This window comes from Natronomonas sp., assembly GCF_036625485.1.
Lineage (GTDB): Archaea > Halobacteriota > Halobacteria > Halobacteriales > Haloarculaceae > Natronomonas.
Genome location: NZ_JAZKTR010000015.1, coordinates 1 through 16,025 on the forward strand (window position 1 = coordinate 1; position 16,025 = coordinate 16,025).

The following is a 16,025-nucleotide window of genomic DNA, read 5'->3' on the forward strand; positions in this document are numbered from 1 at the left end:
CCCCTCCGCGACGTTGCCCTCCTTGTTGAGGACGATGGCCTCGACGTAGCCGTTGCGGCGGGCCTCCTCGCCGGCGAGCATGGAGTTGACGTAGGGGCCGGTCGCCTTCACGTTGGTCGGGATCTGGCTGGAGGCGTGCTTGCGCCACGACGAGACCATCACGTCGACGCCGTTCTCGATGGCGTCCTCGCCGAGGTAGGTACCCCACGGCCAGCAGGCGACCATCGTCTCGGTCGGGCAGTCCTTCGGCGAGACGCCCAGCGAGTTGTAGCCGTAGTAGACGAGCGGCCGGATGTAACAGGATTCCAGGTCCTGTCCGCGGATGAGTTCCAGCGTCGCCTCGGTGATCTCCTCGCGGGTGTGCTGGATGTCGTGGTCCAGCACCTTCGCCGAGTCGAACAGGCGGTCGAGGTGTTCTTCCCATCGGAAGAGCGCGGGGCCGCTGACCGTATCGTAACAGCGGGCGCCCTCGAAGACGGCGGTCCCGTAATGCAGCGAGTGCGTCAGGATGTGGGTTTGTGCGTCGTCCCAGTCGACGAACTCTCCGTCCTGCCAGATGGTGTCGACGTCCATTTCCTCGAAAGACATACTCCGTCTGTGGACCGGGCCCGTAATGAGTGTTGACGATTATTGCCGAGCGCTCACACGGTCTCGCCCCGTTCTCGCCGGTCGTCGACCCCAGTCGAGGCGGCCGTCTTTTTGTACCGTGCGGTCGATATCGAAATATGCTCGAACTGCTCGGTCTCGCGTGGTCGGCGTGGAAACTCAGCGTCAAACGGCTTGGACCGGCCGGCGGCATCGTCTTCGCGCTGGTGGTCGTCGTCGGGTTCATCCTGTTTCGTGACTGGCTGACCGACAAATACCCGAAACTCGGAAAGGCGCTCGAAGACGCCATATAGGTCGGACGACCGCGTGACGGCCGTCTGACTGAACGTTTTGTGGTGGGCGGATAAATGGAGAGTGGCGTATGAGCGCCCGCAACCTGCTGCCCGTCGCGGCAGCCCTCACCGACCCCATCAGGCCCGCGTTGCCGCCGACGACCAAGGCCGGCCTGCTGGCGCGAGCGGCGGCCGTCTACCGGCGGCTCCACGCGCTGGTCCGATGAGGCCGGGGTGGGCTACACCGCCATCGCTTCTTCGAGCGTAAAGCGTCCCTCGTAGAGGGCGGTCCCGACGACGACGGCGGCCGCGCCGACCGCTTTCAGCGCCCGCACGTCGTCGAGCGTCGAGACGCCGCCGCTGGCGACGACGGGGATATCGACCGCTTCGACCACGCGCTCGACGGGTTCGCGGCGGATCCCTCCCAGTTGCCCTTCCACGTCCACGTCGGTAAAGAGGATCGCGCCAGCACCCAACTCCTCGTAGCGGGCGGCAGCCTCGGCGGGGTCCAGTCCCGTCCCCTCGGTCCACCCGGAGACGACGACCTCGCCGCCCTTGGCGTCGAGGCTGACCATCACGGTGCCGGGATACTCGTCGCTGATCTCGCCGACGATGTCGGGGTTTTCGACCGCCGCGGTGCCGAGGATGACGCGGTCGACGCCCAACTCCAGCAGGCCCGTCGCGTCGGCGGCGGTCCGGATACCGCCGCCCAACTGCACGTCCGTCTCGACGGCTTCCAGGATCGCCTCGACGGCCGGCGCGTTCCCCCGGTCGCCCTCGAAGGCACCGTCGAGGTCGACCAGATGTAGCGTCTCGGCGCCTGCCTCGACCCAGCGTTCGGCCGCCTCGACGGGGTCGCCGTACTCCGTTCCGGTCCCGCGCTCGCCGCCGACCAGCTGGACGACCTGTCCGTCCTGCATGTCGACGGCCGGAATCACCTCGAACCCCTCGAACATGTTGGTATCGGGGCAGCGCCACATCAAAAACCCACCCATTACTCGCAAGCACGGCGCTTATCTGCCGCCCCATCGTTTCGCTTCGTATGGTGGAACTCTTACTCGTCGTCGGTATCGCGGTCGCCGCTTTCGTTGGATACAACATCGGTGGCTCGTCGACGGCGCCGGCCTTCGGGCCGGCCGTCGGGGCCGGCGTCCTCTCGAAGGTCCTTGCGGCCGCGCTCATGACGATTTTCTTCTTCATCGGCGGCTGGACCATCGGCCGGGAAGTCATCGCAACCCTCGGCGGGAGTATCGTTCCGAGCGAGCTCTTTACGCTCGAAGCGAGCATCATCGTCCTGTTCTTCATCGGCTTTGCGCTGTTCATCTCCAACTCCTTCGGCGTCCCCGCATCGACGTCGATGACCGCCGTCGGCTCGATTGCCGGCCTCGGATTGGCGACGGGGTCGCTCAACTGGGGCGTGATGGGTCGCATCGTTTCGTGGTGGATCGTCTCACCCATCATCACCTTCTGGGTCTGCGGGGTCATTGGCCGATACTTCTACCCGACGCTCAACGAGTGGATTGCCATCCCCGAGTCCGACGGCAGTCCCTTCAGTGGTGACGCGACGCGACGCGAGATGGTCGGTGCGATCGTCGTCATTGCCATCGGCTGTTTGATGGCGTTCTCAGCGGGTGCCTCCAACGCTGCCAACGCCGTCGCGCCGCTCGTCGGGAGCGGCGAACTCTCGATGAACATCGCCATCCTGCTGGCGGTAGTGGCGGTCGGCGTCGGTGCCTTTACCATCGCTCGGAAGACGCTGGACACGATGGGCAGCGACCTGACCCAACTGCCGCTGACGGCCGCTATCGTCGTGGCCGTCGTCTCCTCGACGGCGACGGCCGCCCTCGCGGCCATCGGCATCCCCGCGAGTTTCGTCATCATCGCCACGATGAGCATCATCGGCCTCGGCTGGGGTCGGGCGACCCGGACGACGACCGCCCGCGATGCGGTCCGTGGTGAGGGTGCGAACGTCTCTGTCGGGGCGCTGGCAGCCGACGAGGGTGCGACCGTCGGCGACACCGAAAAACAGGGCGAGAACGCCCCGCCCATCGGCGAGGAGGAAGTCGACGACATCCCCGCGGCCTCGGACCTCTTCGATCCCGAAACGACGGGCCGAGTCATCCTGATGCAGAACTTCGTGCCCACGCTGGCGACCGCCGGCGCGTTTCTGATCTTCCGGTTCTTCCCGATCTGACACCCAGCCCGCGGATTCCGCGTTCGGCCGCCGTCACGGTCGTTTGCGGTTTTTTCTCCGGCCGGCCGACCGACGCGTCTCACGGGTCGGACCGAAAGTGCACAATCGTTCGTGTACGGCGGACGCACTGGCTGTAACAGCAACCTTCAACACATAGGGGCGTGAACTCACGTGTTGATGCCCACGGTAGAATACCTCAACTACGAAGTACTGGACGACCATGGGATGGACATGGACGACGACGACCTCTTCGAGCAGGCCGCCGACGCGGGACTGGACGCGGAGGACTACGGTAGCCTCGACGTCGCCGAGGGCGAGTACATCCTCGAAGCGGCCGAGGCACAGGGCTACGACTGGCCCTTCTCGTGCCGTGCCGGCGCCTGTGCGAACTGCGCCGCCATCATCAAAGAGGGCGAAATCGAGATGGACATGCAGCAGATCCTCTCGGACGAGGAAGTCGAAGAGAAAGGCGTCCGTCTGACCTGTATCGGCAGCCCGGCTGCCGACACGGTCAGGATCGTCTACAACGCCAAGCACCTCGACTACCTGCAGAACCGCGTCATCTAAGCCGTCTTCCCCGCGTCCCACGACTGCGGGTTCGCCGGAATCATGACGACCGTGATTCTGGCCGATTTTGCGTATAGAGACGTTCAAATGCCGATTTATCTCGTTTCTGCGCGATGACGGAACACGCCCGTAGCACGGGGACTGTATAACCGACCGACGACATCAGCCCCAGCAAGCCCTTTGCATATTCCACACCATTATTCGTGTATGAATAACGATGACGACAGTCGTCGACAGGGCGTCGAGTTCGGGCCGCTGGCCGAGGCCCTCGAAGACGCCGAGTACCCGATGACGGGGGCTGAACTGCTGGATGCGTACGGGGACCACGAACTCGAACTCGAGGACGGGACCGAGACGCTTCGGGCGGTACTCGAACCGCAGGGCGAAGTGACGTTCGAGTCCGCTGATGACGTCAAACGGAACGTCGTCGGAATGGTCGGTGACGGAGCTATCGGTCGGAAACGCTACTCCGACCGCGGGGGAGAGACGAAGGCCCAGAAAGAAGCCGACGACGAATCGCTGTGACCGCCCGAACCTCGGGCGGCATCGAACGGCTGTTCCACAGGGCGGCATTCGAAACGGGAGTAACGACTGCGAGTATCGACCGGCTCAGTGGCGTGTTTCCAGTGCCGCCAGAAGCGTCGCCGTCTCGATGATCTCCGCGAACTCCTCCGAGAGTTGCGCCAGCGCGATGCGGTGGTTCTGTTCGGCCGCATAGCGCGTCCCGTTCAACTTCCTGTCGTGGGTGACGCAGGCGTCGCCCACGACGAACGGCTCGAAGCCGAGGTTCTCGGCCATCCGCGTCGTCGTCGAGACGCAGTGGTCGGTCGTGAACCCGACGAAGATGGGTCGTCGAATCCCGGCTTCCCGGAGGCGCATCTCGAAGTCAGTCCCGATGAACGCGCTGTTTACCTCCTTGGTGATGACGGGTTCGCCGTCTTTCGGTTCCGCCCCGGGCTTGAACGCGTTGCCGGGTCGGTCCGGCCGGAGCGGCGACCCGCGTTCCGTCGAATCGTGTTTGACGTGAAACACCGGGAGGTCGGCCTCGCGGAACGCCTCGATGAGTTCCCCGATGTGGCGTTCCGCGTCGGGATTGTTCCGGTCGCCCCACTGCTCGTCGTCGAATCCCTGCTGGACGTCGATAGGCACCAGCGCGACCCGGTCGAGGTCGAGCGTCTCGTAATCCCGGTACGGCATACTGTACGAACAGGTACCCGAGCGGCGTGGATATAGCTTCCCTCTCCGGCGGTATCTCCGAACGAGTGGACGTACGTCCACCGATGCCGGTCGAGCCGTCCCGAAGCCGGGCGTTTATATACTCGCTCGCCGCAGGACGGCGTGTGTCTTCGCCCGTCTTCGGTCTCGCTACCGGTCCCGACCTCCTCCGGTTGCTCGCGGTGCCCGTCTTCGCGTGGGCGGCCTACCGCGACGTCCGGACGCGCCGGGTCCCGAACCGGACGTGGGCGCCGCTTCTGGTCGTCGGGTTCCTCGCACTCGTCTGGGACGCGTGGCTTGCGACGGGGATTTCGGCCTACGAACAGCAGTTCTTCCTGATTCGGGTCGTCCTCTCCGTGGGCCTGGTCGCCCCGCTCGGCTACGTCTTCTGGAGACTCGGCGGCTTCGGCGGCGCCGACGCCAAGGCCGTCATCACGCTGGCGGTGGTCGTTCCCGTCTACCCGACCTTCTACCTCACCAGCGGCGCCTACCCCGCGTACATGCCACCGCTCGGCGTCTTCTCGCTGACGGTGCTTTCGAATACGGTACTCGTCGGCCTCTTCTATCCCGTCGCGCTCGCGGTGCGGAACCTCCCGAACGGCGAACTCACGCCCGCGATGTTCATCGGCCGACCGGTCGCCGTCGACGACGTCCTGAGCGAGTACGGCCGCCTGCTGGAAACCGGCGACGGCTTCACCCGTAGCGGCCTCGATATCGACGCGCTTCGAATGTACCTGCGCTGGCGCGGCATCTCCTTCTCGGAACTCCGCGCGAACCCTGACCGGTATCGGCACCCCCTGCCCACCGAGCGTAACGACCCCGGCGACGGCTCCATCGTCGACGACGAACGCGCGCTGACCGACGGCGGCGACGCCACCGTCGAGGCCCCGACGCCCGCCGTCCGGCCGCTCGACGAGTGGGGCGCCGAGCGCTTCCTCGACGAGTACAGCGCCTACGGGGCGACCCCCGAGCAGTTGCGCGAGGGCCTCGAGACGCTGACCGCCGCCGACCGCGAACGGGCCTGGATCACGCCCGGCATCCCGTTTATCGTCCCGATGTTCGTCGGCCTCGTTCTCGCCTTCACGTTCGGCGATCTGCTGTTCGCGCTGATGCGGGCCGTGGGGATGGCCTGACGGCGAGGCATAGCCATCGCTCGTCGATGCATCGGCGGCTCGAAAGGGGAAAAGAGCGCGTGGGAGTTAGGCTTCGGCGGCGACCTCGGCGTCTTCTTCGAGGTCTTCCAGTGCCTTGACGACCTGGTCGCGGTAGATGCCGAGGTCGACGTCGTACTGCGTCTCGGCCATCGCGTCGTACTCGTCGACGGTGTCGAACGTCTCGATACGGTCGAGGGTGCGTTCGGCCGTCTCGACGACCCAGCGGTCGCGGGTGCCGGCGTCGACGACGGTGATTGATTCCGGCCGCAGGGAGACGTTCACGTCGCCCTCGTCGGTCTCGTAGGTTCGGGGTTTGCCGACGACGGCCACGTAGGCCGGCGTTTCGGCCTCGCGGAGCACCGAGGCGGCTTCCGGCTGGTACTGGCCGGCGTAGGCGAAGAACGTGCCCGTCGGGTCGACGATGCGGCCGCGCCAGTACTCGGAGTCCTCGCCGACGTCCTCCGTCTCGGTGAGCGTCCCGACGACGAAGACGCGGTTGGCCCGCTCGCCCGTGGGGAGCAGCGAGTAGACGGGCGCGCGCTCGTCGTCGGATTCCTTGAACGTGTACGTTGCGTCGTTGAACTCGGCCGCGAAGGCGCGTCGGGCGACCTCGCGGGTGGGTGCGGATTCACTCATTACAGGGACCTCGCTTTGATCAGCACGCTTTCGGCATCGTCCGGTGCGCCCAGCGTCTCGATGTCGTCGGCCAGCACGTACCGGCCCATCGTCGGGCCGCGAACGCGGTAGTAGCGGCCGAGGACGGTCTCGCCCATCTCCTCGACGACGACCTCGGTGTCGAGGGCGTCCATCGCCATCTCCTGGGCTTCATCGAGCGTGATGCCGGTCAGTTCCTCCGTGGCCTCCTGATTGAAGATGACCTCGTGGACGGCCTCGCCGTCGTCGATGACGCCCTTGATACGGAGGTCGAACTCGCCTTCGACGTCGCCGTGTTCGGAACAGCGGCCGTTCTGGAGGACGCGCGTGCAGTCGTCTTCGGGACAGCGCTTGATGAGGCCCGAACCGGACTGGATGTCCACCAGGGCGCCCTCGACTTCGTCGGCGTTGTCGCCGACCTCGATGTCCTCGTCGACCTCCTCGATGGTGGTCGTGGAGTTGAGCTTCACCGAGAAACTGCCCTCGTACTCGTCGGTAACGAGGTTGCCGAGGCGGTAGACCTTCCCCTCTTCGAGCTCGGGAAGGTCGCTTTTCGCCCACTTGGTGAACTTGATTCGCCCGGTCTCGTCGCCCACGAGGCCGACCTGTGCGATGGAGTCCGCGCGGGGCTCCCACAGATCGACGACCTTGACGGTAAGGTCGAGCCACTCTTCGGGTTTGTCGATGTCCTCGACGTTCGCGGCCTCGCTGCCGCCGCCGGCCAGTTCCTCCCGATCCATGTCGGCCTCGTCGAGGTAGGTCGAAACCACGCTGCGGCGCGCTTCCTCGATGGGGACGCGGTATTCGGAGACCAGCGTCTCGAGGCGTGTTTCGATTTCGTCGACGCTCACATCGAGCGAGTCGGAGAACTGTTCGTGTATCTCGTCCGCGTGCTGTCGCAGGTCTGTCATGGTGTGTCCGTCTCCGCGTGTTTTCAATGGGAGACGTACGCCGGTTGGTGCTTGATAGTATAAAAGTCGTCGGTAGCGGAGTGAAAGTGAAAACCGGCCGGAGGCGAGTGGTTGGTCGTGGTATCGGCTCCTTCGTGATCGCTCACGGGGCCGACGACTCTTTGTGGACCGCGTTCCAAACGGCGAGTGTGAGCAACCGTCGTCGTCTCGAACGGCTCCTGCGGACGAAACTGCAGTCGGCGGGCCAGCAGTACGCGGAGGCCAAGAAGGCCTACAGCGACGCCAAAACGGCGACCCTCGCGGGGCTTCCGACCGATGACGAGGGGCGGGCGAGGATCGTCTGCCGTCGGTACGCCGAGAAACGCGCCGTCTCCCTGGATGCGGAGGCCCGGCCGGCGTGTTTCGACGCCGACCATCAGGACTGCCGCGGCTGTGTCGAGGACATCCGCGAGGACCGCATCGAAACGTGGTAGGCCACCGTCGGGGTCTGGTCCAGTAACCGTTATCAGGAACGAGGTGGTTTGCTTGCTGTAGCCCGACCTGATGGCTCGAAGCGATTCCTTCCCCGTCGACCGCCCGCTGGCACTCGCCCGTCGTGGCCTCCAGCTTTTCGTCTATACGCTTGCCGTCGGTCTCGGTGTCGCCCTCAGCGTGCTGATCCTCGTCGGAACCCTGCTGGCCGTGAAGCAGGTGACCGACTCACGGACCCTCGGGAGCCTCGTCGCCCTCGTCGCCTTCGGACTGGCCATCGCGCTTCCGGTCTACTGGCTCGTAGTTCGGGAAACCGAGGACGAAAACGATATGCTGTGAGTGCCCGCAGGACGGTCCGCGACCGCGGTCTTATATTACGTTCCTGTCCCTGAAGACGAGTATGAGTTATCTCGTCGCCTTCGACGGCACCGACCTGTCGAGTACCGCGCTCAGGCGGGCGGCCGCCTTCGCCGAGTCGAACGACGAACGCCTCGTCATCGTGAGCGTCCTTCCGACCGACAGGTCGCTGGCCGAGCAGTACGGACTGGTCGAGGGCAACGAATACGACCCGGAGGCCGCCACCGAACGCCTCCGGGAGGCGGCCCTAGAGATCGCCCCCGATGCGGAGTTCCGCGCCGAACATATCGACCGCTACGCCGGCAAGGGACAGATCGCGACCAAGATCCGAAGAGTGGCCCGACAGGAGGAGGCGGACGTCGTCTTCGTCGGCAGCGATAACGCCGGCCGCATCGTCAAACCCATCGCCAGTGTCGGCGATTCGGTCGCGGCCGGCCTCGACTACGACGTCTTCATCGTCCGGTCGGCCTGATCAGAAGTTCTCGATGATGTGCTGTTGGATGTCCTCGACCTGCTCGGACTGGTAGGTCCACATCGCCTCCCAGATGTTCGGCCCCGTCTCGATGGCGACCAGCGCCGCCGGGTCGGCATCGGACACGTCGGGCGTGTAGACGACGAACCACGACCGCTGGTACTCCTCGCCGGTGCCGGTGTGGATGTGGAGGCCGTCCCGCTCGTAGGTGATATCCGGCAGGCCGTAGATGTGGGTTTCGACGTCGCTTTCGGCCAACCGCTTATAAACCGTCTCGGTCCCCCGCTCGTCTCGAATCCGCGAGAGTTCCTGAAACGCGACGTCGAGTCGGCCATCGTCGGCCGTGAGCGCCCGGTTCTCGATATACCGGGACATGACGATGAGCAGGAGTTTCTCCTTGTTGGATTTCGGGAAGCCCCGAAGCGAGAAGACCATCTCGTCGAGGGCGGTCAGCACCGACGGCGCCTCGTGTTTGTCGACGCCGCTCAGCCCCGTTCGGTAGAGGTCGGAGTTGACGTACAGGACCGCGTTCTGGAGCTTCTCGAGCGGCGAGGTGGCGACGACCTCCCCGTCTTCGAGGAGGACGACGACGTTGTCGGTCGCCTCGGGGAGTTCTCGCTCCTCGATATCGACCGACAGCGCACCGAAGGACTCCTCGAAGAGCCGCTGGACCGGCTCGGGCTCTCGGCGATTGAGGACGACGAGCGTCCGGTCCGGCAGGTCCCGCTCCGAAAGGAACTCCCGCAGCGAATCACGTCCGTTCGTGTCCATTCGTTATCAAAAACTAGGCGTGGCGCTATTTAAATCGCAGGCGAGAATTCACGGCCGAAACGAGCCGTTCGTACGACCCGTATCAGACGCTTCGCGTCGACCCGCCGTCGACCGGCACCGCCGCGCCGTCGATGTAGGAGGCACGCTCGCTGGAGAGCCACGCGACCGCCTCGCCGAGTTCTTCGGGGTCGCCGACACGTTCCAGCGGGATGCCCTCCGACCAGTCGTCGAGTCCCGCCTCGTAGTCCGGGTAATCGCCGCGTTCGACGCCCTGTTCGACCAGTTCCTCGATACGGCTCGTCTCGTGGGCGCCCGGCATGACGGCGTTGACCCGCACGTCAGGGGCGAACTCGTGGGAGAGCGTCTTCATCAGGCCGATGACAGCCCGTCGGACCGAATTCGAAAGGACGAGGTCGTCGATGACTTCCTTGACCGACCGGGAGGTGATGTTGACGACGGTGCCGCCGCCGTCCTCCGAGAGGGTCGGCTGGGCGGCCCGGACGGTTCGGACGACGCTCATCACCAGCAGGTCGTAGGCGTCGTACCACTCCTCGTCGGTCGTCTCCGAGAAGGGCCCCGAGGGCGGGCCACCCGCGCTGGTGACGACGTGGTCCAGTCGGCCGAACGTCTCGATGGTTTCGTCGACGAAGCCCTCCAGTTCCGCCTCGTCGGTGATATCGGCCTCGACGGCGAGTACGTCACCGTCGCCGAGTTGCTCTAACTGGGCTTCCGCCCGTTCGAGGCGGTCCGTATCGCGGCCACAGACCGCGACATCGCAGTTAGCACGGGCCAGCGCCTCCGCGCTTGCAAGCCCTAATCCTGCGGTTCCAGCCGTTACGAGCGCTGCGTTACCATCGATTCCGAGATCCATATCGGGAGGTCGTCCGCCGGCAGTATAAAAGGGCACCTCGCGGCAGCGTCGGCGTCACGTCGTGGCCACGCCGCGTCTGCTACTCGCGGACCTGAACGGTCCCGTCGGTGGTGACGGTGACGGTGATGTCCCGGCGGACCTCGCGGCCGTGGACCGCGTCGCCAGCGGCGTCGCCGACCAACTTCATCAACTCGGGGGCGGTCCGGTTCACCTTCACGCCCGCGTCGTCGCAGGCCGAATACACGCGGTTCGGCACGTCGTAGAGGTCGGTGCCGGCCTCGACTGTCAACTGGACGGGCGCCGACAGCGCGTCGGCGAACGCGACCGTCTCGCGGGCCTTGGCGATGTTCTGGCGGGCGCTGGCCTCGATGCTGGAGACGTTCGCACGGGAGGTGCCCAACTCCTCGGCGATGGTCGCCTGCTGGATGTCCTGCTCGCGGAGCGCGAGTACCTCGGCCTGCCGGCGGGTCAGGACGCTCTCCTCGGCATCGAATCCGGCACGGTCGAGCAGGTCGTCGACGTTCGGAAAGCTCATGGGTCGTATCGAACGGGGTCGTACCTATCGAGAACCGATACGGCGGATCGGGGTGACACGGCTGGCTTAGTTGCCCCAGAAGTTCTCGCGACTGCCCAGTCGCTCGCGGTCGAGTGCCTTCTGGCGGTCGCTTTTGCCCTCGCCGTCCTCGGTCTCGCTCTCGCTTTCGGCTTCGTCGGCATCCTCGGCGTCCGTCTCCTCGTCGTCCGCCTCCTCTTTCTCGTCCTCGTCGGGAATCTTCTCGACGATGTCGGCGCGGGCGTGGCTCGACCGTACCTCGGTGATCTTGACTTCGGCGCGGGCCGGCGGCAGCAGGCCGTCGACCATCACGATGAAGCCGTCCTCGGTCTTGCCGACGCCGGCGCCGGATTCGTGGATATCCTCGACGTCGACGACGACCTTCTCGCCCATCTTCACGGGCTGTTGTTTCAGGTCGCGGATGGGCTGGTTGTAGTGAGAACACCACTCGGCACCGCCGCGGTCGCCGTAGTGCTGACATCCCATGCCCTCGATGCGTTCGGAAAACTGCGGGCAATCGTCCGCGAGTGGGCAGTCCGGCATACGGTTGGATTGCCCCGCTGTCGATTAAACGCTTGCGGGTCCGACGCGCCCGTCGCCAACGCCAGCGCTTTGCCGGTCGACGCCCAACCTATGGGTAGATGAGTCGTCGCGTCCCCGAAGCCGCCCCGCTCGTCGGGCTCGTCCTCGCCTTCGCCTTCGCGCTGTTCGGCCTGCTCTTCTCGTCGAATCACCTCGGTACCCTGCTGGTCAGCGCGCTCGTCCTCTATCCCTTCGTCGCCTTCGGTATCGTCCGCTCGGAGGACCCCACGGGCGTCTTCGTCCCGGATTACGTCCTCGCCGCCGGCTTCCTCGCGAGCGCGCCCATCCTCCTCTACGGCATCGCCATCGGACAGACCCTTTTCGGGGCGCTCGTGGCACTCGTCGTCGGTGTCCCCCCTGCCCTGTATCACGCCCGGTTCGGCGAGTCGGTCAACCCGCTGTCGCCCGACCAGACCCTCGCCGTCGGCCTGCTCGGGACCGCCGGCCTGCTGGCCTACGCCGCGGTGTCGAACCTGCTCGTTGGGGCGGCGGCGGCCGCCATCCTCGGGGCCGCGGCGGTCGATTACCGCCGCCAGCGGGGCGGTCCCATCGAACGTCGTACCCGAACGATAGCGCTCGTGGGCTGTCTCGGTGGTGGCCTCGTCGCCTTCGCCGCGCTGACGGTGACCGGCCGGCCGACGGAGGGACTGGCCGCCGGGGGCGTGCTGGTCGTCATCGGCACGTTCGTCGCCTTCGGCGCCGGAACGGCCTAATCCAGATACCGCGCCAGCAGTTTCCGGTCCAGCAGGTCCAGCACGATGACGACCAGCCCCGCGATGCCGACCTGTGCGGTGATCGGCAGGTTCGTGAACAGTCCCAGCAGGATCAGTTGTCCGAAGAGGAGCACGCCGCCCAACTCGAGGCGGTCGACGGCGTCGACCAGATTCAGGTCGTCGTGCAGGTCGACCCGCGCCGGGATGCGGTTGTCGCTCCCGATGCCGAAAAGCCCCAACAGCGGCGGCTTGTCGCTTCCCATAGGGGCCGTACCGCTGGTGGCATAAAAGGGAGACTGGCCGTGGCAGTTCCGCGGAAACAGCGGGGAAGAATCGACCGATCAGGCCGGCCTCGCTCCGCTCGGCCGGATGCTCCCTCTACGCCAGCGGCGTCCGCTCGACGACCGTCCCGTCGTAGGTCGGATACTGCTCGACGATTTCGCCGTCTTCGAGGTCGCCTTCCTCGACCATCTCTTCGAGGAGCCACCACGCCAACTCGACGTGGTCGGATTTGACGGTGTAGAACTCCTCGGGGACGCCCAACTCCTCGAGGCGCTGTTCGGTCACCCACGTCTTCCCGTAGACGATGGTGCCGTCGTCGGTGATCTCGTCGAACTCCCGCTGGATGTTCCGGGCCATCCGCTTGAGCCGCGAGCGGTGCTGGGCGGCGTCCTTGAACACCGAGGTACAGAAGTAGACCTTCTCGTGGGAGGCCATCTCCTCCAGAATGGCGTCGTCCTTCGAGCCCTCGACGGCCGACATGTGGTCTTCCTGCAGTTCGAAGCCCTCCTCCTGCATCCGGCGGTAGTTCCCGTCGGACATCTCGAACTCGTTGATGTTACAGAAGTCGGCGGCGCCCTCATCGAGGAATTCGAGGAACTCCGGTTCCGCGCGAATGCCGGGAATCTCGAAGGCCGGCGTCAGTCCCTCCTCGCGGGCGATGTAGAGGATCTCTTCCCACTCGGTGCCGTGCATGTCGCCCCACAGCTCCAGCGGCGGGTGGAAGCGAATCTCGTCGAGACCGGCCTCGGCGAGCCGTCGCATGTTCTCGCGGCCGCCCGTGATGCCCGTATACAGGTGGGTGTGGTGGTCCTCGCCGAACTCGTCTTTCAGCAACTCGATGTACCGGCAGGTCTTCTCCATGGCTTCTTGCGGTTCCCCGCCCGTGATCGAGGAGCCGAGCGCGTCCATGCGCTTTGCCTCCTCGATGATCTCCTCGTCGTTCTCGATGGGCCGCTCGTTGGCGTACGTCTGGGTGACGTTCTTGCGGTTCTCGCCCAGCGGGCAGTAGAAACAGTCACGCTGGTCGCAGTACCCGTAGACGAAGAGTACCATCTTGCCCCCCACGGCGCACTGTTCACAGCCCTTCGAGATCATTCGTTATCCCTGTTTATCCGTCGAACGGGAAAAGTCGTGCGTTGTGGGTCCCCGAGTCGGACCTCGTCGATGCTGGAGACGGCTACTGAAACGAAGATCCCATCCCCGAAGTATCGGACCGACCCGACTCTCCGGCTGTTCCCGGTCGCGTCGCCACGCTCCACTTATAAACTCGTCCTACTTGCGGCGTGTTACCCTGCTAGCCGACGAACTCATGAACGCGAATCGCGTCCCTACACACGATGAAAAACACGCGACGTGAGTTCCTTGCGGCGACGGGAGCGGTCGGTGCTGCGGGGCTGGCTGGTTGTACCGGGCAACTCACCTCCGAGGGGGCGGCTTTCGAGGCAACCGAAGCGACGCTTTCGGCGAACGTCCAAAACGAGACGGGCTACTCGCATTACCGGACCGTCGAGGACGTCCAGACCCGAGAGTTCAGCCGGTTCGGCATTTCCCGAACCGTCGAGGTGACGAGCGTCATCTCGGAGTACGACCGGGCGATCGAACTCGGGTTTCTCGGGACGCGGATTCAGGCGGCGGTCTTCGCGACGCTGTCGACGCCGACGATAACGATCCTCGGCCGTGATTTCAACCCCATCGCGGATATGGACACCGTCGCCATCGCCGAGATGATTCAGGACCGGTACGACAACATCCGGAACGTACAGGAGGACGCCAGTTTCGAGACCGAGGTCGCGGGGGAGACGACGGCAGTCACGCGGTTTACGGCCGACGCGCGCCTCGTCGAAATCGGGCAGGGAATCGAGATATATCTCTACGTCAGCGAACCGGTTGAGCTGGGTGAGGATTTCGTCGTGACCCTCGCCGGTCATCCGACGGCGTTCGGCCGGAACGAGAGCACGGTTCGAACGCTGATGGGCGGCGTCGAGCACAGCGGCGAGTGAATCGCCTCGGGGTCACGTGGTTCGAGACGCCGTAGGCGTCTCGTCATCACGAGAGAGCTTCGCTCTCTCGGACGACCCCGAGGCTTCCCGTTTCTACGACGTGACTTGCAGACACACGCTGAAAGTCAGATGTGTCCGTAGCGGTCACAGTCTCCACGGGCGTGTCTTCGGGCCATCCCAGCCCTAGTTTTTGCCGCGAGGGCGCCGCAGGCGCCCGAGCGTGCAAAAAGTTCGACGGAAGGAACTTAAGCGCCCGCGTGAAAGGGAGTGACAACGAGCGATGCTGCTCATCCTCTGTGTCGACCTCGACGACGACCTCGGCCGGAAGACGGAGTTCGATACCCCCGTCGTCGGCCGCGATAACGTCGAGGAGGCCGCCGTCGCCCTCGCGAACGCCGACCCGGAGGACTCCGACGTCAACGTCTGTTTCCAGGGCGTCCACCTCCACGACGTCATCGACGACGAGAGCGTCGAGGTCGCGGTCGTCACGGGCACGGCGAAGGCCGACGTCTCTGCGAACCGGAAGGTGGGCGAGGAGGTCGACACCGTCCTCGCCTCGCTGTCGACCGGCGAGGACGTCCGGGCGCTCGTCGTGACCGACGGCGCACAGGACGAGTCCGTCCTGCCGGTCATCCGCTCGCGGGTGCCTATCGACGCCGTCCGCCGGGTCGTCGTCCGGCAGGCACAGGACCTCGAATCGATGTACTACACCTTCAAGCAGGTGCTGGCTGACCCCGAGACCCGCGGGACGATTCTCGTCCCGCTCGGCATCCTGCTGCTCATCTATCCGGTGGCCATCGTCGCCGACATCATCGGCCTGCCGGGGTCGACGCTAGGGGTCGTCTCGGCGCTCATCGGCCTGTACATCCTCTTTCGCGGCCTCGGCCTCGAAGACGCCATCGACAGCGCGCTCGAACGCGTCCGCGTCGGGCTGTTCTCGGGGCGGGCCCAGCTCATCACCTACGTCGTCGCAGCGGCGCTTATCGTCGTCGGCGGCGTCGGCGGCCTCGAAACCGTCAACGGGATGGCCGACCCCCAACCGCTCGCTGCGGTCGCCGGCTTCGTCTTCGGCGCCGTGCAGTGGGTCGCCGCCGCGGGTATCGTCGCCGCCCTCGGCCGCATCACCGACGAGTATCTGGCCGGCAACTTCCGGTGGCGCTACCTCAACGCACCCTTCTACGTGGTCGCGATCGCCATCGTCCTCCACGGGCTAAGCGCCTTCTTCCTCGATATCGAGTCGGTCGGCCTCTCGTATCTCGCGGCGACGCTGACCGCCGGCACCCTGCTGGGCCTCGCCAGCACGCTCGCCTTCGCCGTCGCCGAACAGCGGTTCTCGCCGACTGGCGACTCCGAGTCGGAATCGGAACTGATCGGCTGAGC

Annotated in this window: 23 protein-coding genes and 1 pseudogene; 12 read left to right on the plus strand and 12 right to left on the minus strand. The window is 65.5% G+C overall.

The features are described 5' to 3' along the window. The coding region (locus V5A53_RS02895; RefSeq protein ID WP_332312064.1) for a branched-chain amino acid transaminase at positions 1 to 588 on the minus strand (588 nt) is incomplete at its 3' end. 137 nt (positions 589 to 725) lie between these two features. Between V5A53_RS02895 and V5A53_RS02900 the strand changes: the two genes are divergently transcribed. Continuing rightward, the gene (locus V5A53_RS02900) at positions 726 to 899 is read left to right on the plus strand and encodes a hypothetical protein (protein ID WP_332312065.1); all 174 of its coding nucleotides are present in this window, start codon (positions 726 to 728) and stop codon (positions 897 to 899) included. Between the two features lie 68 nt (positions 900 to 967). Further along, a complete protein-coding gene (locus V5A53_RS02905) occupies positions 968 to 1,105 on the plus strand; it encodes a hypothetical protein (protein ID WP_332312066.1) in 138 nt (45 codons plus the stop codon). 12 nt (positions 1,106 to 1,117) lie between these two features. Here the strand turns inward: V5A53_RS02905 and hisA are convergent, their stop codons facing one another. After that, positions 1,118 to 1,834: a 1-(5-phosphoribosyl)-5-[(5-phosphoribosylamino)methylideneamino]imidazole-4-carboxamide isomerase gene (hisA, locus tag V5A53_RS02910; protein ID WP_332312067.1), complete on the minus strand. Its 717-nt coding sequence runs from the start codon at positions 1,832 to 1,834 to the stop codon at positions 1,118 to 1,120. A gap of 86 nt (positions 1,835 to 1,920) precedes the next feature. Between hisA and V5A53_RS02915 the strand changes: the two genes are divergently transcribed. The 3 genes from V5A53_RS02915 (at position 1,921) to V5A53_RS02925 (ending at position 4,164) form a co-directional block, all read left to right on the plus strand. Beyond that, entirely contained in the window at positions 1,921 to 3,072 is a 1,152-nt protein-coding gene (locus V5A53_RS02915) for an inorganic phosphate transporter (RefSeq protein ID WP_332312068.1), read from the plus strand. Between the two features lie 177 nt (positions 3,073 to 3,249). Next, entirely contained in the window at positions 3,250 to 3,639 is a 390-nt protein-coding gene (gene fer, locus V5A53_RS02920; protein WP_332312069.1) for a ferredoxin Fer, read from the plus strand. A gap of 207 nt (positions 3,640 to 3,846) precedes the next feature. Further along, a complete protein-coding gene (locus tag V5A53_RS02925) occupies positions 3,847 to 4,164 on the plus strand; it encodes a DUF5789 family protein (RefSeq protein ID WP_332312070.1) in 318 nt (105 codons plus the stop codon). Positions 4,165 to 4,248: 84 nt separating this feature from the next. Here V5A53_RS02925 and V5A53_RS02930 read toward each other — a convergent pair whose 3' ends face one another. Continuing rightward, the gene (locus tag V5A53_RS02930) at positions 4,249 to 4,836 is read right to left on the minus strand and encodes a cysteine hydrolase family protein (RefSeq protein WP_332312071.1); all 588 of its coding nucleotides are present in this window, start codon (positions 4,834 to 4,836) and stop codon (positions 4,249 to 4,251) included. A gap of 143 nt (positions 4,837 to 4,979) precedes the next feature. On the opposite strand from V5A53_RS02930, the gene V5A53_RS02935 reads away from it, so the two are divergent. After that, positions 4,980 to 5,987 carry an A24 family peptidase gene (locus tag V5A53_RS02935; protein ID WP_332312072.1) on the plus strand — a complete coding sequence of 336 codons (1,008 nt, stop codon included), beginning with the start codon at positions 4,980 to 4,982 and terminating at the stop codon, positions 5,985 to 5,987. A gap of 66 nt (positions 5,988 to 6,053) precedes the next feature. Here the strand turns inward: V5A53_RS02935 and V5A53_RS02940 are convergent, their stop codons facing one another. Next, positions 6,054 to 6,644: an RPA family protein gene (locus tag V5A53_RS02940; protein ID WP_332312073.1), complete on the minus strand. Its 591-nt coding sequence runs from the start codon at positions 6,642 to 6,644 to the stop codon at positions 6,054 to 6,056. Then, positions 6,644 to 7,573, minus strand: a complete 930-nt coding sequence (locus V5A53_RS02945) for a replication factor A (protein WP_332312074.1) — start codon at positions 7,571 to 7,573, stop codon at positions 6,644 to 6,646. Before V5A53_RS02945 ends, V5A53_RS02940 begins: the two co-directional genes overlap by 1 nt. A 188-nt stretch (positions 7,574 to 7,761) precedes the next feature. Here V5A53_RS02945 and V5A53_RS02950 point away from each other — a divergent pair, with 188 nt between their 5' ends. The 3 genes from V5A53_RS02950 (at position 7,762) to V5A53_RS02960 (ending at position 8,873) form a co-directional block, all read left to right on the plus strand. After that, positions 7,762 to 8,046 carry a DUF7091 family protein gene (locus V5A53_RS02950; RefSeq protein ID WP_332312075.1) on the plus strand — a complete coding sequence of 95 codons (285 nt, stop codon included), beginning with the start codon at positions 7,762 to 7,764 and terminating at the stop codon, positions 8,044 to 8,046. A 70-nt stretch (positions 8,047 to 8,116) separates the two neighbouring features. Beyond that, positions 8,117 to 8,383: a hypothetical protein gene (locus V5A53_RS02955; RefSeq protein ID WP_332312076.1), complete on the plus strand. Its 267-nt coding sequence runs from the start codon at positions 8,117 to 8,119 to the stop codon at positions 8,381 to 8,383. A gap of 61 nt (positions 8,384 to 8,444) precedes the next feature. Then, entirely contained in the window at positions 8,445 to 8,873 is a 429-nt protein-coding gene (locus V5A53_RS02960) for a universal stress protein (RefSeq protein ID WP_332312077.1), read from the plus strand. Here the strand turns inward: V5A53_RS02960 and V5A53_RS02965 are convergent, their stop codons facing one another. The 4 genes from V5A53_RS02965 to V5A53_RS02980 all read right to left on the minus strand — a co-directional run bounded on the left by V5A53_RS02965 (position 8,874) and on the right by V5A53_RS02980 (position 11,611). Further along, positions 8,874 to 9,644 carry a DICT sensory domain-containing protein gene (locus V5A53_RS02965; protein WP_332312078.1) on the minus strand — a complete coding sequence of 257 codons (771 nt, stop codon included), beginning with the start codon at positions 9,642 to 9,644 and terminating at the stop codon, positions 8,874 to 8,876. An 82-nt stretch (positions 9,645 to 9,726) separates the two neighbouring features. Continuing rightward, the gene (locus V5A53_RS02970) at positions 9,727 to 10,515 is read right to left on the minus strand and encodes an SDR family oxidoreductase (protein WP_332312079.1); all 789 of its coding nucleotides are present in this window, start codon (positions 10,513 to 10,515) and stop codon (positions 9,727 to 9,729) included. A 79-nt stretch (positions 10,516 to 10,594) separates the two neighbouring features. Continuing rightward, positions 10,595 to 11,050: a Tfx family DNA-binding protein gene (locus V5A53_RS02975; protein WP_332312080.1), complete on the minus strand. Its 456-nt coding sequence runs from the start codon at positions 11,048 to 11,050 to the stop codon at positions 10,595 to 10,597. A gap of 66 nt (positions 11,051 to 11,116) precedes the next feature. Continuing rightward, entirely contained in the window at positions 11,117 to 11,611 is a 495-nt protein-coding gene (locus V5A53_RS02980) for a TRAM domain-containing protein (RefSeq protein ID WP_332312081.1), read from the minus strand. Positions 11,612 to 11,709: 98 nt separating this feature from the next. On the opposite strand from V5A53_RS02980, the gene V5A53_RS02985 reads away from it, so the two are divergent. After that, entirely contained in the window at positions 11,710 to 12,363 is a 654-nt protein-coding gene (locus V5A53_RS02985) for a hypothetical protein (RefSeq protein WP_332312082.1), read from the plus strand. Here the strand turns inward: V5A53_RS02985 and V5A53_RS02990 are convergent. Next, on the minus strand, positions 12,360 to 12,626 hold the full coding sequence (locus tag V5A53_RS02990; protein WP_332312083.1) for a hypothetical protein: 267 nt from the start codon (positions 12,624 to 12,626) through the stop codon (positions 12,360 to 12,362). The two genes, V5A53_RS02985 and V5A53_RS02990, sit on opposite strands and share 4 nt — an antisense overlap. A gap of 115 nt (positions 12,627 to 12,741) precedes the next feature. After that, entirely contained in the window at positions 12,742 to 13,740 is a 999-nt protein-coding gene (locus tag V5A53_RS02995) for a radical SAM protein (RefSeq protein WP_332312084.1), read from the minus strand. Positions 13,741 to 13,982: 242 nt separating this feature from the next. Here V5A53_RS02995 and V5A53_RS03000 point away from each other — a divergent pair, with 242 nt between their 5' ends. Continuing rightward, positions 13,983 to 14,645, plus strand: coding sequence for a DUF6517 family protein (locus V5A53_RS03000; RefSeq protein ID WP_332312085.1), 663 nt, complete (start codon positions 13,983 to 13,985; stop codon positions 14,643 to 14,645). Positions 14,646 to 14,691: 46 nt separating this feature from the next. Here the strand turns inward: V5A53_RS03000 and V5A53_RS03005 are convergent. Then, positions 14,692 to 14,835: pseudogene (locus V5A53_RS03005) on the minus strand (RNA-guided endonuclease TnpB family protein); the annotation flags it as partial. Between the two features lie 90 nt (positions 14,836 to 14,925). Here V5A53_RS03005 and V5A53_RS03010 point away from each other — a divergent pair. Continuing rightward, positions 14,926 to 16,023, plus strand: coding sequence for a DUF373 family protein (locus V5A53_RS03010; protein WP_332312086.1), 1,098 nt, complete (start codon positions 14,926 to 14,928; stop codon positions 16,021 to 16,023). Positions 16,024 to 16,025: the final 2 nt, after the last annotated feature.

What these genes read in the sequence shown, in the direction of transcription:
- V5A53_RS02900 (WP_332312065.1), top strand. Translation starts at nt 726, where the DNA reads ATGCTCGAACTGCTCGGTCTCGCGTGGTCGGCGTGGAAACTCAGCGTC.
- V5A53_RS02905 (WP_332312066.1), top strand. Translation starts at nt 968, where the DNA reads ATGAGCGCCCGCAACCTGCTGCCCGTCGCGGCAGCCCTCACCGACCCC.
- hisA (WP_332312067.1), bottom strand. Translation starts at nt 1,834, where the DNA reads ATGTTCGAGGGGTTCGAGGTGATTCCGGCCGTCGACATGCAGGACGGA.
- V5A53_RS02915 (WP_332312068.1), top strand. Translation starts at nt 1,921, where the DNA reads ATGGTGGAACTCTTACTCGTCGTCGGTATCGCGGTCGCCGCTTTCGTT.
- fer (WP_332312069.1), top strand. Translation starts at nt 3,250, where the DNA reads ATGCCCACGGTAGAATACCTCAACTACGAAGTACTGGACGACCATGGG.
- V5A53_RS02925 (WP_332312070.1), top strand. Translation starts at nt 3,847, where the DNA reads ATGAATAACGATGACGACAGTCGTCGACAGGGCGTCGAGTTCGGGCCG.
- V5A53_RS02930 (WP_332312071.1), bottom strand. Translation starts at nt 4,836, where the DNA reads ATGCCGTACCGGGATTACGAGACGCTCGACCTCGACCGGGTCGCGCTG.
- V5A53_RS02940 (WP_332312073.1), bottom strand. Translation starts at nt 6,644, where the DNA reads ATGAGTGAATCCGCACCCACCCGCGAGGTCGCCCGACGCGCCTTCGCG.
- V5A53_RS02945 (WP_332312074.1), bottom strand. Translation starts at nt 7,573, where the DNA reads ATGACAGACCTGCGACAGCACGCGGACGAGATACACGAACAGTTCTCC.
- V5A53_RS02955 (WP_332312076.1), top strand. Translation starts at nt 8,117, where the DNA reads ATGGCTCGAAGCGATTCCTTCCCCGTCGACCGCCCGCTGGCACTCGCC.
- V5A53_RS02960 (WP_332312077.1), top strand. Translation starts at nt 8,445, where the DNA reads ATGAGTTATCTCGTCGCCTTCGACGGCACCGACCTGTCGAGTACCGCG.
- V5A53_RS02965 (WP_332312078.1), bottom strand. Translation starts at nt 9,644, where the DNA reads ATGGACACGAACGGACGTGATTCGCTGCGGGAGTTCCTTTCGGAGCGG.
- V5A53_RS02970 (WP_332312079.1), bottom strand. Translation starts at nt 10,515, where the DNA reads ATGGATCTCGGAATCGATGGTAACGCAGCGCTCGTAACGGCTGGAACC.
- V5A53_RS02975 (WP_332312080.1), bottom strand. Translation starts at nt 11,050, where the DNA reads ATGAGCTTTCCGAACGTCGACGACCTGCTCGACCGTGCCGGATTCGAT.
- V5A53_RS02980 (WP_332312081.1), bottom strand. Translation starts at nt 11,611, where the DNA reads ATGCCGGACTGCCCACTCGCGGACGATTGCCCGCAGTTTTCCGAACGC.
- V5A53_RS02985 (WP_332312082.1), top strand. Translation starts at nt 11,710, where the DNA reads ATGAGTCGTCGCGTCCCCGAAGCCGCCCCGCTCGTCGGGCTCGTCCTC.
- V5A53_RS02990 (WP_332312083.1), bottom strand. Translation starts at nt 12,626, where the DNA reads ATGGGAAGCGACAAGCCGCCGCTGTTGGGGCTTTTCGGCATCGGGAGC.
- V5A53_RS02995 (WP_332312084.1), bottom strand. Translation starts at nt 13,740, where the DNA reads ATGATCTCGAAGGGCTGTGAACAGTGCGCCGTGGGGGGCAAGATGGTA.
- V5A53_RS03000 (WP_332312085.1), top strand. Translation starts at nt 13,983, where the DNA reads ATGAAAAACACGCGACGTGAGTTCCTTGCGGCGACGGGAGCGGTCGGT.
- V5A53_RS03010 (WP_332312086.1), top strand. Translation starts at nt 14,926, where the DNA reads ATGCTGCTCATCCTCTGTGTCGACCTCGACGACGACCTCGGCCGGAAG.